Source organism: Chitinophaga sp. sic0106, assembly GCF_019219075.1.
Taxonomy (GTDB): Bacteria; Bacteroidota; Bacteroidia; order Chitinophagales; family Chitinophagaceae; genus Chitinophaga.
Window position 1 is genome coordinate 67286 of record NZ_JAHUWJ010000028.1, and the last position, 14760, is coordinate 82045.

Below are 14760 nucleotides of genomic sequence, written 5' to 3' on the forward strand. Positions count from 1 at the left end.
CAACGAAAGTGTAAAAATATTGAGATAAAATTGATTAACCATGATGGTAGCTAAATCAACAGTAAAGGAAGAAGCTGTTAAGAAGATCAAGGTCACCAAAACAGCGCACAGTCGGATAGGTGAGATAGATTTTAATAACCTGGTATTTGGTAAAAAGTATGCCGACCATATGCTGGTGGCGGATTTTGACGGTAAAGAGTGGACAAATCCACAGATTATCCCTTTCCAGAACTTTTCAGTAAGCCCTTCCAATGCGGCCTGGCATTACGGTCAGGCGATTTTTGAAGGTATCAAGGCCTACAAAGATCCTCAGAGCAATCCGATGATCTTCCGCCCTTACGATAACTATAAGCGCTTTAACCTCTCCGCAGAGCGGATGGGCATGCCTCCTGTGCCGGAATGGTTGTTCATTGGTGGTATGGATATGCTTATTGATCTGGACCGCGACTGGGTACCAACCGGCGAAGGTTGCTCCCTGTACCTGCGTCCGTTTATGATTGCAGCCGATGAGTTTATTGGGGTTCGCCCATCTGATACTTACAGATTTGCTATTATTAATTCACCTTCCGGTCCGTATTTTAATAAGCCTATTAAATTACTGGTGCAGGATAAATATGTACGCGCCTTCCCAGGCGGTGTAGGTTATGCAAAAGCGGCCGGTAACTACGGGGGAGCCATGTATCCTACCCAGCAGGCACGCCTGCAGGGCTTCGATCAGATCCTCTGGGTAGATGGCTATGAGCATAAATACCTGCAGGAATGCGGTACCATGAACGTTTTTGCCATAATCGGCAACAATGCCATTACGCCTGACCTTACCCAGGGTACTATCCTGGAAGGCGTTACCCGTAACAGTGTAATGGATGTTTTAAGAGATATGGGCCTGAACGTGGAAGAAAGGCCTATTTCTATTGACGAAATCGTGGAGGCATACAATAATGGTACGCTCCGCGAAGTGTTTGGTACCGGTACTGCTGCCAGTGTGGCTTATGTAGAGCAGCTGGACTACCTGGACAACCACCTGAAACTGGACACTACAAAGTATGAAGTAGGGGCAGAAGTAATCCGCCGCCTGGACGGTATCCGTACCGGCAGGGCAGCCGATACCCGCAACTGGAATTACATAGTAGGCCAATAATCAGTCTGTTATATAATATTATATAAAGAGAACTTATGCTCACAGAAGGCATAAGTTCTTTTTTTGAGAGAAGTCGATATTTTTTTATGGTAGATTTCGGGAGAAACCCTACCTTTGCGTTCCGGTTACAGGTAAGCGTATCAATTACCTAAGGAACCAAAACCGCTTCCGGGGTAGTTGCACCACTGGTGTGACGAAAAAATTTTTCGAAACAATTTTGTTATTCACAGTTATAGTTTTACCTTTGCCGTCCCAAAATCCCATATGGGAAATTTGGTCGTCTTAGTAAACCGACATAAAAAACTAGGTAAAGAATGCCTACTATACAACAATTAGTAAGAAAAGGAAGAGAAATTATCCGGGCTAAGTCTAAGTCCAGGGCATTAGATAGCTGCCCTCAGCGCCGTGGCGTTTGTACGCGTGTATACACTACTACGCCTAAAAAACCTAACTCCGCATTGCGTAAGGTTGCGAAAGTTCGTTTGACCAACAAAGTTGAGGTGATTGCATATATCCCAGGTGAAGGTCATAACCTCCAGGAGCACTCTATCGTACTGATCCGTGGTGGAAGGGTAAAAGACTTACCAGGTGTTCGTTATCACATCGTTCGCGGTTCCCTGGATACTGCTGGTGTGAAAGACAGAAAGCAGAGCCGTTCCAAATATGGTACTAAAAAGGAAAAGGCTAAGAAATAATAATTAATAATAGTAGTAATTTTCAATAAATGAGAAAGCAAGCTGCAAAGAAATTGCCTCTGGCTCCAGATCCAAGATTTAATGACAAGCTGGTTACCCGCTTTGTTAATAATGTTATGGAGCAAGGAAAAAAGAGCATTGCCTATAAAATTTTCTACGATGCTGTGGATAAAGTGAGCCAAATGACCGGCGAAAACGGTTACGAGGTTTGGAGAAAGGCATTAACAAACGTTACTCCTGCTGTTGAAGTTAGAAGCCGTCGTATCGGTGGTGCTACCTTCCAGATTCCTGCTGAGGTTCGTCCTGACAGAAAGATCTCCCTGAGCATCAAATGGTTAGTTCGTTACGCTAGCGACAGAAACGGTAAGAGCATGGCTGATAAGCTGGCGAATGAAATCGTAGCAGCAAGCAAAGGTGAAGGTGCCGCTTTCAAAAAGAAAGAAGATACTCACCGTATGGCTGAAGCTAACAAAGCTTTCTCTCACTTCAGAGTATAGTTCTTGCCCTAACCGGCAAACTCAATATATTTGGCGAACAGTTCTGTTATCGGAACTGTTCGCCTATTTATGTTTGTAAAATACCCTTATGAGTTATTAATCGACATATTATCTTCCGAAGGTCCCCTCACTATACCTGATCACTCTGACCCAACAACACTGCCATCTCCCTAAAACAAACCACTTCCTCACCAGCTAACCCAAAGTAGCATTGCCATCTCCCTAAAACAAATCACTCCTGCACCAGCTAACCCAAAGTAGCACTGCCATCTCCCAAAAACGAACCACGCCCTCACAAACTAACCCAAAGTAGCATTGCCATCTCCCTAAAACAAATCACTCCTGCACCAGCTAACCCAAAGTAGCACTGCCATCTCCCAAAAACGAACCACGCCCTCACAAACTAACCCAAAGTAGCACTGCCATCTCCCTAAAACAAATCACTCCTGCACCAGCTAACCCAAAGTAGCACTGCCATCTCCCAAAAACGAACCACGCCCTCACAAACTAACCCAAAGTAGCATGCCATCTCCCTAAATCAAACCACACCCGCTCCATCCCAACACAAACTCGCTCAAACCTGCAGCAGCACCAACATCTCCCTAAAACCCACCCGCGCGCAGCGCGGAACAACTCCAATGACACCGAAGGTGTCATTACCAACCTTAAAAACAAAAGGCCGGAGTAAATACCCCGGCCTCTAACCATTTAGTTCCTCGACTAAGTATTATTTCACATTCACCAGCACCCTGATTTTCCCTTCTTTACCAGTAAGCTCTTCCAGGGCTTTACCAATCGCCTGGCCTGGCTTCAGTTTGTCCATATCCGCTTTCATGGCATAACCAGCCCTGCTGGAAGTTACCAGTATATCACCGCGGTGAATCACGCCACCCTCGTTACATACCTTGGTAGGAATCACGCCTACTACACCCATTGGCACCTGGTGCGATAAATCATCGTCTATACCGGCTTCTGTCAGTAACATCCCCGGTTTGGTCGCATACACGCCTGCCACCAACGTAGAATAAGCATCCTGGGAACGCTCCACCGTACGGTCAGCAGTAGTGGAAATCACCAATACATCGCCGGCTTCGTAATCAGCCACATGACCAGTTACCTCAAACGACTCCGCAACGTCAGCACCACTGGTTTGCGTACCGCCGTTGAAGAAACCGCGACCAGCAGCGTTAATCCTGGCCACATTCACAGTTCCCGGATTACCTGATTTAAACACCGCAATACTACCATTGCTGTGCTGCTCCAACGTGAGCACAGGATTGGTATTACCTGTATTAAAATTCACCATACGGCCCGCACGTCCCTGCCCAAAGTTTGGAACCCAGGCAAACAAGGCACTACCTGTACCATCTGCTGTGGTTTCTACACCATCACCACCATTAGAGGCATTGGCAGTTATGCCGTTGCCATTGCCATCAGCAATCGCAATCAGCGCAGGACCATTCCCGGCAGGATTGGAAGCATGGAAAAGTCCGGCAAATCCGCCAGTACCCGAGGAAATGCCATAAATACCTGCGGTGCCAAAATTTGCAAATTGTGAGTTGACTTCACCTCTCACCGCAGGTGATGTTCCTGTTACTCTATCAACTTTAAAGTTACCCGCTATACCATTCCCTACAGTTTTTACAGTAATAACATCGCTGGTATTGCTTTCATTGAATATTTCAAACCGTCCTGCACGGCCGGTGGAAAACGATGGAACCCAGGCATACAGCGCATTTCCGGTGCCATCTATATTGGTTTCCACACCGTTACCATTCTTGCCGGCGTTGGCAGTAATGGCATTGCCATTACCATCCGTCAGCGCAATCAGCGATGCGCCATTACCGGCCGGATTCGAAGCATAAAATAACCCTGCACGGCCACCTGTTCCGGAGGAAATACCGAAAACACCCGCGGCACCAAAGTTTCCGAAGATGGTGTTTACTTCCGCTCTCACGGCGGCACCTACACTATTGGTGTTATCCAGCAAAAACGAGGAAGCATTACCCAATGTATTGTCCGGAATATTACCGTTACCGTTAGAGACTACCTCCAACGTATTGGCGTCAGTATTAACATTGTTGAAGTTTTCAAACCGTCCCGCACGACCAGTACTATTGTTTAAACCTACCTGGCCTAATACACCCACGGCGCTACCAGCTGTATTGGTAGCAATGAAACCCCTTACGCCATAACCACCACCATCATTTCTACCCACTACGGCACCGGCTATGTCGCTGGTAGTTCTGCCCACCACCGCTTCACCGCCACCGTTATTATCACCTACCACACCTGCGGATGTTTGTGAACTGGTAATGCCATGCACCCCAAAACCGGCAGCAGTAGAACTTCTCACACCTGCGCCATTACCGGTAGTGGTCACATTTACCACCGTGCCATTACCTACCGAATTCACCACCAATGCATTGTTATTATTGGCATTGTTGAAAATGGAGATACTGGCCGGTATACCGTTATTACTGGTAGCCTGTAAACCTGTTCCTGTATTGCTATTGGCATATACGCCGTACCCATTGGCACTGGCGTTACCATATACGCCAAGTCCGTTAGGAGTGGTTCCATACACGCCCCAGCCACTGCCGTTCTGCGAGCCGTACACGCCTACGCCGAGTCCGCCGGTCCCATTGTTGATACCCCGCACGCCGGACGAAAATCCTCCCGGTGAAGCACTGCTGATCAAACCTCGTACAGCGGCCACATTGGAAGTGGAGGTGCCGTTAATACCTTCAATGGAAGTGCCATCCCCACTGTTGGCAATGGAAAACAAAGTACTGGCATTATTTTCAGCGGCAATATACGGGAGCGTCAGCGCTCCACCACCGCCACCACCAATAGATGCCGGCAGCCACTCGATCCCATCAAATCTCAGGAACTGATTAGCCGTTGGTACCACGGCGCTTACAGGCACCCCCTGGATTTTAGCCACAGTAGGGCCAGGGTAGTTCCCGGTCAGATCCCCGCTGGCCGGTCCGGTAGAAAGTCCGGATGGTCCTTCAGGTCCTATAGGTCCTACAGGCCCTGCTGGTCCTATAGGTCCTGCCGGTCCGGCTGGTCCAGCTGCTCCGGGGGCTCCTGGTGTGCCTGCCGGTCCTGCTGGTCCGATTGGTCCTGCTGGTCCCATTGGTCCTAATGGACCTATGGGTCCCGGGATACCGGGAGCACCCGGAAGACCCGCTACACCCATGGCACCTTCTACACCAGGCTCTCCCTGTGGACCCGCAGGTCCTGCAGCCCCCGGAGGACCCGATGGCCCTGCCGGGCCCGCCGGGCCAGGTTGACTATTAGCTGCATATAAAGCAAAGGGCACACTCGCCAGTTGACTGGAACCCAGTAAGGCAAATGGGCTGCCATTCACAGATGCTTCCACTTGTATAAACTGGTTCGCATCTGCCCATGGTACACCTGCAAAAGTGCCCGTAACGGGCGTGCCGGCGCCAATATGCAAAGTAAATAAGCCGAGTTGATTGCTGACTACATCATGTGTTTCCTGGTATTGTACCGGCCCATTGGCTGCGCCACCCAAAACCGAAATACGTACTTTAACAGCCGTATTGGACAGCACGGTTCCATTGGTGTTTCTGGCAATTGCCTGATAATTGATTCTCTGTAAGCTGCTCTGACCGGAGGCACCCTGTACTACAGCCATCAGAAAGAGTATAAGAACAAAGTTTCTTAATAGCATAATCTGCTTTTTTAAGGATTAGTTTTTCTTGGTTGCTTCTTCTCCCTGCGTAGGGATGTAGATTTTGGTTGGTGTGGAATCGGGAGTATGCACAGCCGCCTTTTCAGATGGGATGCTGCCGGAATTGGATTTAGACCTGGCTGCAGCGGCAACAGGCCTTTGGGTGGTAGCCGGTTTGTAATCTGTAAAAAGCACTTCCTTGGTAGGCCTGCCGGAAGGTTTGACCTGCAACTTGTCATTTACAGCAGAACGTTGATTAATCGCATCAATATCCTGCTGCATCGTTGGAAACAATCGTTGCTTTAATGATTGCCCTTCTTTGGCATCCTGGGCATGCGCTGCGGTTGCTACGGTGCAGCAAATAGTAAGTAATGTTAATAGTCTTTTCATATCGACATGGAGGTTTATCATTATTGAATACGAGTGGCCTTGCTAGTGGTCTTTGTTTATATTGTAGAGTAAGGAGAACATCAGTGTTTTCTTCTGATACAAGCTGCCATCAGTAGGTATCAGGTAGGCCATGTCCAGTTCCACGTTGGAAAACCGAACGCCCAGGCCACTGGTGAAATGCTGGCGATATCCCTTGTTGGGATGCTCATAGAAATACCCTGCCCGCAAAAACAATGTCTGCTTGTAAGAGTATTCTACACCCGCGCCAATCGTGAATTCCCGCAGCTCTTCCTGGAAGCCGTCCGGCGCATCTCCGAAGGAGGAGAAAATGGATTCTACCACTCCTCTGTTAGGGTCCTTTCCCTTCAGAATCTGGTTGGTCATTAAACCGTTGGAATCCAGGGCATAAATAGGAGGGGTAGGCACCAGCAACTTGTTCACTTCCAGAGTAAGGGTAAACGTGTTGTAGTCGGTGTTTACAAAAGCATAGCCGCCACCAATGCGTAAGTTCATTGGTAAAAAGCTCTTCCGGTCTTTATCATCCGTGTACGACAACTTGGTGCCGATATTGGTGATACTCACGCCAAAGCTGTAACGGTTGCCAAAGTCGAGGTTGTCGGCGGTGTTCTGATAGTAAAAACCGATGTCGCCACCCACTGCCGACGCAGGCTTTTGCTGCAACCCATTGTAGTTACCTTCCCCTAGCTGGCTGCGGATATATCGCAGTGAAATGGCCAGGGAGGTGCGCTGGCCCAGCTTTCTGGCGTAGGAACCGTCTATCGCAAATTCTCTCGGATTATAATCCTGTAAAACGGTACCGTTATCATCCCGGAAGGTCATACTGCCATAATTGAAGTATTTCATGGAGATGCCTATTCCCTGATTCTGATCCTGGCCAAAGTTTTTGAAAGCGGCTACATAAGCCATGTTCGACTCACTGTTATTTAATTCCCACATCCAGGGGGCGTAATTGGCGCTTACGCCCCAGTCGCCGGCAAATACAATCTTTGCGGCATTGGAAAACAGTGCGTTTACATCCGGGGTCAAACCCGTAGGTGCATTACCGGCGCCGCTGCTGCGGGCATCCGGATTAACCAACAGGAAGCTGGCACCAATGTCTGGTGGCCGCTGTCCGGTTTTTTGCGCCATCAGCAGTGATGGCGCATAGAGCATGCACACAAGCAAAATCAAATAAGACTGTTTTTGCATAATGGTAGCTTTTATCTATGTGCGAGGAATGTTATTGAATAATGATTTTTTCAAAGAAAATCTGCGGTCCTACCTTGATCTTCAGGCGGTAAATACCTGCAGCAAATTTGTTGACGGAGATGACCACCGTGTTCCGGCCGGCTCCCATCGACTGCCCTTCCCGGTACATGCTCTGGCCGGCAGTATTGATCAATTCAATATTGACCACTGCAGCGGCGAGTAAGTCGAGCTGGACTTTAAGATTAGTAGAAGCCGGGTTAGGGAAGATGATAAACCCCTTCACCACGTTGGCGCCCGGGTCAACAGGCGGTAATTCTTCCGGTTGCTGGAAGCCTTGGGTAAGCAACACGCGGCCATCGGTAATCAGTGTGATCATCGGTTCTCCAATTGTATACTGAATACGCGTATTACCCGCTGTGCCGCTACCACCCGCAGTTGCAGCCACCTGCCTGTTGAGGATAAGTTGAGCATGAGCAACGGTAATGCACACACTCAGCAAGAAGAGTATGCAAATACCTGCACGTGTAAATACATTCATAGCGATACTGGTTAGTGTGTTTGATTGATATTTGATGCTGTTGTTTTTGGTTGATCGCCTGCACTTGATTTAACAGTAGCTTCCAGTTGCATTAACCGTTGCGTCAGTGCTTCCACCTTGCTCAGGGCAGCTTTCAGCTCTTCATTTTCTTTTCTCAGGGTCGCCAGGTCTGTTACCTGTGAAACCAGTTTTTTGTTTGCTACTTGTAATGCTTCGCAGCGTTTGTTGAGTGCCTGCAGCATAATCAGCATGATGCCATCCATATCTCCGCTGTTGATGAGGGTGTCGCAACCTATTTTGCCATATTTGTCTGTTCCGAATGCTGCAAAAATTTCCTGCGCAAATGGTCCATAGTGGCGGTATTGTGCTGGTGAATATGTTTTGTAGTTCCAGGAACCCAGGCGTAGCTGGTTTAACTTCTCCAGGAACTCCTCTCCATCAGCAAGGGCAAATTTTTCCTTTTTAGTGGAATCGGAAACCGCACTCCAGGAACTGCTGCCAGGAGCAAGTATGCCGCCCACACCAGCACTTCCACCAGAGGTAGGTTGCGTATAAAAAATATACCCGCCTGCGTACCGTGCTACAAACTGATTAGCTGCAGTATTCACCACCACATCAAGGCCTGAGGAGTTATCTCCCATGATCATGCATCCATTATAGCCTGCATTCTTAGCTGCTTTGCCCAGTGCCACGCTATAGTCTCCATCGGCGGCTACTGTATCACCGAGGGCTACAGCACTGAGTTTTGGGGCGTAGCATCTGGTGCCTATTGCTACTGCACCGGAGCCACTGGCTTCATTTGCCCTGCCAAGCGCTACACTGGCATATCCGGATGATCTGATCGCATCTCCTGCGGCGATACTGGCAAAACCACTGGCTAGTACATTGGTGCCAAAGGCTGTTGAATTCAGTCCGGTGTTGGCATCGTCCCACTCATTGGTAACAGCGGTGCCTGCACGAAAACTTCCTTTCCCTGGATACCATATCATATGCTCGCCCGCGCCAGTTGTTGGAATGGTGCCGATGGATTTTTTTCCTGTCGCATACATTCCTCCAAAGTCGTCCACAACAAAAGTGGTGGCGGTAGGGCCCAGACTTCCTGGATTGGTGGTCAGGGTGAGTTTGCCGGCGTCCGTAAGGTTAATACCTGTATTCGTAGGCTGATTGGTCAGTTTAAATCCGCGCAGCTGAATATCCATGGTGGCGATGTGGTTACCCAGGTTATCACCGGTAAGGTTACCTGGTATCCAGTTCGTACCGTCATATATCAGTCCCTGGCCATTTACGGGTGGGGTTGGGGAGACGTTAATGCCTCTGATGCCTGCCACCTGTGGATTGGGATAAGTACCCGTCAGATCGCCGCCTGCTGCGCCGGTTAAACTACCTGCTGGTCCTACTGGTCCTATTGGTCCCTGAGGGCCTGTGGCTCCTGTTGGTCCAACTGGTCCTGGTGCGCCGGTTGCACCTGCTGGTCCTATGGGTCCTATTGGTCCTACCGGTCCCATGGGGCCTATAAGTCCCATCGGTCCGGGAACACCCTGAGGGCCTGTTGCTCCGGCTGGTCCAGCCGGGCCTACTGGTCCTGCTATGCCGGTTGCACCAATGGGGCCGGCGGGTCCTATTGGTCCTGCAGGACCTTGAATACCTGCGGCTCCTGCCGGGCCGGGATCTCCCTGGTCGCCTTTAGGGCCGGCTAAGCCGGTAGGGCCCATGGGGCCTTGGATACCGTCGTCGCCTTTAATACCCTGTGGGCCAATGGGGCCGGTTGCTCCGGTGCCGCCGGTGAATCCGATCATACCTTGTGGGCCGGTTAAACCCTGCTCACCCTGGAGGCCTTGTGGTCCGATGGGGCCTGCTGGTCCTGCTGGTCCTGCTGGTCCTGCCTGGCCGGGCTCACCTTTAGGACCTGCCAGGCCTGCAATGCCTGCCGGGCCCTGTAGTCCCTGCAAACCCTGAGGTCCTGCGGGTCCCGCTGGTCCTGCCGGACCGGTGGCGCCTACATCTCCCTTAAGACCCTGTATGCCCTGTACACCCTGTACTCCGCGGGGTCCGGGAGAACCCGCGTTAGCGGCATACAACGCATAGGGTACAGCAAATAGCTGGGCAGTACCCAGCTCACTGTAACTGCCGCCATTGATGGCTACTTCCACACGCAGATATTGGTTGGTATTTGCCCATGGAATAGCAGCAAAAGTGCCGGTCGTCGGGGTTCCTGTACCAATTTGCGTGGTAAATAACCCAAGTTGATTGGTTGTTAAATCATGTGTTTCCTGGTATTGGACCTGGCCTCCGGGAGAGTTGTCCAATACGGAGAAACGTATCTTTATCGGCTGGTTAGGAACTGCGGTACCACTTGCATTGCGGACTACCGCCTGATAATTAATGCCGCCCATACCGCTTTGGGCCTTGGTTTGCTGAGGTTGAAACAGGCATATGCAAGCGATCAGCATGCATATAACCCTAAGGGGTCTTTTCATTTTGCAGAAGTTTTCTATCTATGGAATGGGATTAAATTCTTGTTCGTTGTGTCCTTCTGCGTAGAATAAATAGTATGGCCTGGCACCTGTCTGCACACAAATCTCGCCCTGTTAATGCGCTGGCAATAACAGTATTCATGTGCTAATGCATCAAAAATTACAATCTATCTGTCTGACTTGATGTTGCTCGAACTAAGCCTCTGGTGCAATGCAGGGGTCATATCGTTTCGATTTTGGTAAAACTCGGGGTCAGGATAAAACATTACAGAATAAGTAGTAATTCTCTCATACGTGCATTAGTTAAGGATGAACAATAACGGTCTCCGGTGTTTAAACATTCATCACGCTGATTTCCAACTGATAGCTGTGTACCGTTCCCAATGGAACACAGAAACTGCAAAAATGTTCTCTAAATTATCAAAACAATTATTACTTCATTGATAATAAATGAAATACGGCGGCAAATTTTCCAAATCCGGTAGATTTTTATGGGTCGGTGGCTATTGGGGAAAAAAAGCCGAAATTCGTTAAGGAATAAATAACACGCCCACCCGCCCGGGCGTTTTATTTATTACGGAAAAAAGATTACCTTTGCGCCCTAAATTGCATTATTTAGTCATTTTAATATTATGGCAGACTTAAGATTTCAAAGGAACTTTGGTATTGCGGCGCACATCGATGCGGGTAAAACCACTACCACAGAGCGTATCCTGTATTACACAGGTAAATCCCACAAAATTGGTGAGGTACACGAAGGTGCCGCTACCATGGACTGGATGGCACAGGAGCAGGAGAGAGGTATTACCATCACATCTGCTGCTACCACTTGTTTTTGGAATTTCCCAACTTTACAAGGTAAGCCACAACCAGATACTAAACAATACAAATTCAACATCATCGATACTCCGGGCCACGTGGACTTTACCGTTGAGGTAGAGCGTTCCCTCCGTGTACTGGACGGTCTGGTGGCACTGTTCTGCGCCGTATCCGGCGTTGAGCCTCAGTCTGAAACCGTTTGGCGCCAGGCTAACCGCTACCGTGTACCACGTATCGGTTTCGTTAACAAAATGGACCGTGCAGGTGCTGACTTCCTGAACGTAGTTAAACAGGTTAAAGAAATGCTGGGTGCTAACCCTGTTCCTTTGACCCTGCCTATCGGTGCAGAAGATACTTTCAAAGGCGTGGTGGACCTGATCACCATGAAAGGTATCATCTGGGACGAAGAAGGTAAAGGTGCTACTTACCAGGAAATCGAAATCCCTGCTGACATGGTAGAGGAAGCGAACGAATGGAGAGCTAAACTGGTTGAAGCAGTTGCTGACTACGATGATAAACTGATGGAGAAATTCTTCGACGATCCTAACACCATCACCGAAGCGGAAATCCACGAAGCTATCCGTAAAGCTACCATCGATATCGCTATCATCCCTATGATGTGCGGTTCTTCCTTCAAAAACAAAGGTGTTCAGAAAATGCTGGATGCGGTTTGCCGTTACCTGCCTTCTCCAATGGACATCGAAGCAGTAAAAGGTACCAACCCGGATACTGGTGATGAAATCGAGCGTAAACCAGATGCTAAAGAACCATTCGCTGCACTGGCGTTCAAAATCATGACCGATCCTTTCGTAGGTCGTCTGGCGTTCTTCCGGGCTTACTCCGGTCACCTGGATGCAGGTTCTTACGTTCTCAATACCCGTACAGGTAAAAACGAGCGTATCTCCCGTATCATGCAGATGCACGCTAACAAACAAAACCCTATCGATTTCATCGAAGCTGGTGATATCGGTGCGGCTGTTGGTTTTAAAGATATCAAAACCGGTGATACCCTCTGCGATGAGAACAATCCTATCGTACTGGAATCAATGACTTTCCCTGAGCCGGTAATCTCCATCGCTATCGAGCCTAAAACTCAGGCGGATGTGGATAAAATGGGTATGGCCCTCGCTAAACTGGTAGAAGAAGATCCTACCCTGAAAGCGAAAACCGACGAAGAAACTGGTCAAACAGTTCTCTCCGGTATGGGTGAGCTTCACCTCGAAATCATCGTTGACCGTATGCGTCGCGAATTCAAGGTAGAAGTTAACCAGGGTGCACCTCAGGTTGCTTACAAAGAAGCACTGACCCTGAAAGTTTCTCACCGTGAAACCTTCAAAAAACAATCCGGTGGTAAAGGTAAATTCGCCGATATCCAGATTGAAATCGGACCTGCTGATGCAGAATGGCTGAAAGAAAACGACGGTAAATCATTCCAGTTTATCAACGACATCTTCGGTGGATCTATTCCAAAAGAATTTATCCCTGCAGTACAGAAAGGTTTTGAAGCTTCTATGAGCCAGGGTGTTCTCGCGAACTTCCCACTCGTAGATATGAAAGTTCGTCTGTTCGACGGTGGCTTCCACGCAGTGGATTCCGACGCGATGTCCTTCGAGCTTTGTGCTAAACAAGCCTTCCGTGAAGCTGGCCGTAAAGCGAAACCAGTTCTGCTGGAGCCAATCATGAAAGTAGAAGTTCAAACCCCAGACCAATACATGGGTGACGTAACAGGTGACCTGAACCGTCGTCGTGGTATGCTGGAAGGTATGGACTCTAAAAACGGTGTACAGGTAATTAAAGCTAAAGTTCCACTGAGCGAAATGTTCGGTTACGTAACTCAGCTGCGTTCCCTGTCTTCCGGTCGTGCAACTTCCATCATGGAGTTCTCTCACTATGCTCCGGCTCCAAACAACGTAGCTGAAGAAGTGATCGCGAAAGTTAAAGGAAAAGCTCACGCTTAATCTTTAAGCATAACGAATATGAAAGGGTGTTCCGGTTTTCCGGAACACCCTTTTTCTTTGACCCCCCTATCCCCCTAAAATGCTATTGTAGTTGCAGTGTATTTACCTATTTTAGCTATAATAACCTGCAACTGATAAATGCTTTCTTGCCTGCCAGGGTTTTCGGTTTTCCGGGAGCCCTTTTTTTATGCCCGATAGAGGGTTTCCCCGCTTTGTACGTCAATAGGATAGCATCTGACAATAACCTGCATTAATTACTGATAGCCAATTTATCTATGCCTTTGTCATTGACGATACAAGCACCGCCTGCAACTGTTATCATAAATCCGGTGCAACCGGATATTCTTACTACTGGCCTCGACCTTATCCTGCCTTGCTGGAACCCGTCGGGGCAGTGGGTGGAATCCCTGATCCACCACTATCATGAGTTAACCTCACTCATGCCCGAAGTTCCTGTACAACTTATCCTCGTAAACGACGGCTCCCTGAAAAACTTTACCAGCCAGCATATTAACTGGCTGGAAGCAGCTATACCCGGGATTATTATTGTAGATAATAAAGTCAACAGAGGAAAAGGACACGCCGTCAGATCCGGTGTAAAACAGGCCAGGTTTGAGTACCAGGTGTATACCGACCTGGACTTCCCGTTCGGCGTCGGCGCCGTAAAACAGGTGTATGACTCCCTCCGGTTAGGGGCCGACATCGTTGCAGGAGAAAGAGGGGAAGCGTATCTTCGCAAGCTGCCCCGTAAAAGAAGGATCATAACCCGCATTAGCAGGGCCATGAACCGCTTTATTCTCCGCCTGCAGGTAGATGATGCCCAGGCAGGCTTAAAGGGCTTTAACTGGCGCGGAAAAGACGTACTGCTGCAAACGGAAATTGATGGATTCCTGTACGATAGCGAATTCATTTACAAAGCCGGCCGGCGCAAAAGGATAAGAATGAGCTCTGTGCCGGTCCTATGCCGCCCGGATATCAAATTTTCGGCTTTCAGAATGAAACTGTTGTTAAAAGAATTGCGGAATTACTTTAGAATTATTTCATAGATAACCTTATATGTATAGTAAAAAACGGATATTGATTAGTGTAGATGTAGAAGAATTCGATATCCCCGAAGAATTTGGCCAACAGGTACCGTTACAGGAGAAACTGGAAGTCTCCCGCAACGGCCTGATTAAAACCCTCGAAATATTCGAAAAATACGAGGTAAGGGTAGTCATGGTCGGAAGAAATTTCTTCCGACCATTTTCTTTTATATATTTTCTTTTGATTTTTTAACAAGATACTGACAACCATTTATTTATGATTACATATCACTATTTTAGTGATTGATGTATCA

Annotated in this window: 11 protein-coding genes; 6 read left to right on the forward strand and 5 right to left on the reverse strand. The window is 48.5% G+C overall.

What is annotated here, in order from left to right:
* The first annotated feature begins 40 nt into the window (after window positions 1–40).
* The 3 genes from KW844_RS27335 to rpsG all read left to right on the forward strand — a co-directional run bounded on the left by KW844_RS27335 (window position 41) and on the right by rpsG (window position 2330).
* Window positions 41–1138 carry a branched-chain amino acid aminotransferase gene (locus tag KW844_RS27335; RefSeq protein ID WP_218379951.1) on the forward strand — a complete coding sequence of 366 codons (1098 nt, stop codon included), beginning with the start codon at window positions 41–43 and terminating at the stop codon, window positions 1136–1138.
* A 314-nt stretch (window positions 1139–1452) separates the two neighbouring features.
* Window positions 1453–1833, forward strand: a complete 381-nt coding sequence (rpsL, locus tag KW844_RS27340; RefSeq protein WP_012789278.1) for a 30S ribosomal protein S12 — start codon at window positions 1453–1455, stop codon at window positions 1831–1833.
* A gap of 29 nt (window positions 1834–1862) precedes the next feature.
* Window positions 1863–2330 (forward strand): 30S ribosomal protein S7, encoded by a 468-nt coding sequence (gene rpsG, locus KW844_RS27345; RefSeq protein WP_073083158.1) that lies wholly within the window; start codon window positions 1863–1865, stop codon window positions 2328–2330.
* Window positions 2331–3057: 727 nt separating this feature from the next.
* On the opposite strand, the gene KW844_RS27350 is transcribed toward rpsG, so the two are convergent.
* Genes KW844_RS27350 through KW844_RS29320 form a run of 5 tightly spaced genes read right to left on the reverse strand, consistent with a single transcriptional unit; the run spans window position 3058 to window position 10647 of the window.
* A complete protein-coding gene (locus KW844_RS27350; protein WP_218379952.1) occupies window positions 3058–5997 on the reverse strand; it encodes a collagen-like protein in 2940 nt (979 codons plus the stop codon).
* 54 nt (window positions 5998–6051) lie between these two features.
* Window positions 6052–6423: a hypothetical protein gene (locus KW844_RS27355; RefSeq protein ID WP_218379953.1), complete on the reverse strand. Its 372-nt coding sequence runs from the start codon at window positions 6421–6423 to the stop codon at window positions 6052–6054.
* Between the two features lie 42 nt (window positions 6424–6465).
* A complete protein-coding gene (gene porV / locus KW844_RS27360; RefSeq protein ID WP_218379954.1) occupies window positions 6466–7632 on the reverse strand; it encodes a type IX secretion system outer membrane channel protein PorV in 1167 nt (388 codons plus the stop codon).
* A gap of 31 nt (window positions 7633–7663) precedes the next feature.
* Window positions 7664–8170, reverse strand: coding sequence for a T9SS type A sorting domain-containing protein (locus KW844_RS27365; protein WP_218379955.1), 507 nt, complete (start codon window positions 8168–8170; stop codon window positions 7664–7666).
* Between the two features lie 11 nt (window positions 8171–8181).
* A complete protein-coding gene (locus KW844_RS29320) occupies window positions 8182–10647 on the reverse strand; it encodes a tail fiber domain-containing protein (RefSeq protein WP_218379956.1) in 2466 nt (821 codons plus the stop codon).
* Between the two features lie 629 nt (window positions 10648–11276).
* Here KW844_RS29320 and fusA point away from each other — a divergent pair.
* The 3 genes from fusA to KW844_RS27385 all read left to right on the forward strand — a co-directional run bounded on the left by fusA (window position 11277) and on the right by KW844_RS27385 (window position 14699).
* On the forward strand, window positions 11277–13421 hold the full coding sequence (gene fusA, locus KW844_RS27375; protein ID WP_218379957.1) for an elongation factor G: 2145 nt from the start codon (window positions 11277–11279) through the stop codon (window positions 13419–13421).
* 275 nt (window positions 13422–13696) lie between these two features.
* Window positions 13697–14467, forward strand: coding sequence for a glycosyltransferase (locus tag KW844_RS27380; RefSeq protein ID WP_218379958.1), 771 nt, complete (start codon window positions 13697–13699; stop codon window positions 14465–14467).
* Window positions 14468–14477: 10 nt separating this feature from the next.
* Window positions 14478–14699 carry a hypothetical protein gene (locus KW844_RS27385; protein WP_218379959.1) on the forward strand — a complete coding sequence of 74 codons (222 nt, stop codon included), beginning with the start codon at window positions 14478–14480 and terminating at the stop codon, window positions 14697–14699.
* Window positions 14700–14760: the final 61 nt, after the last annotated feature.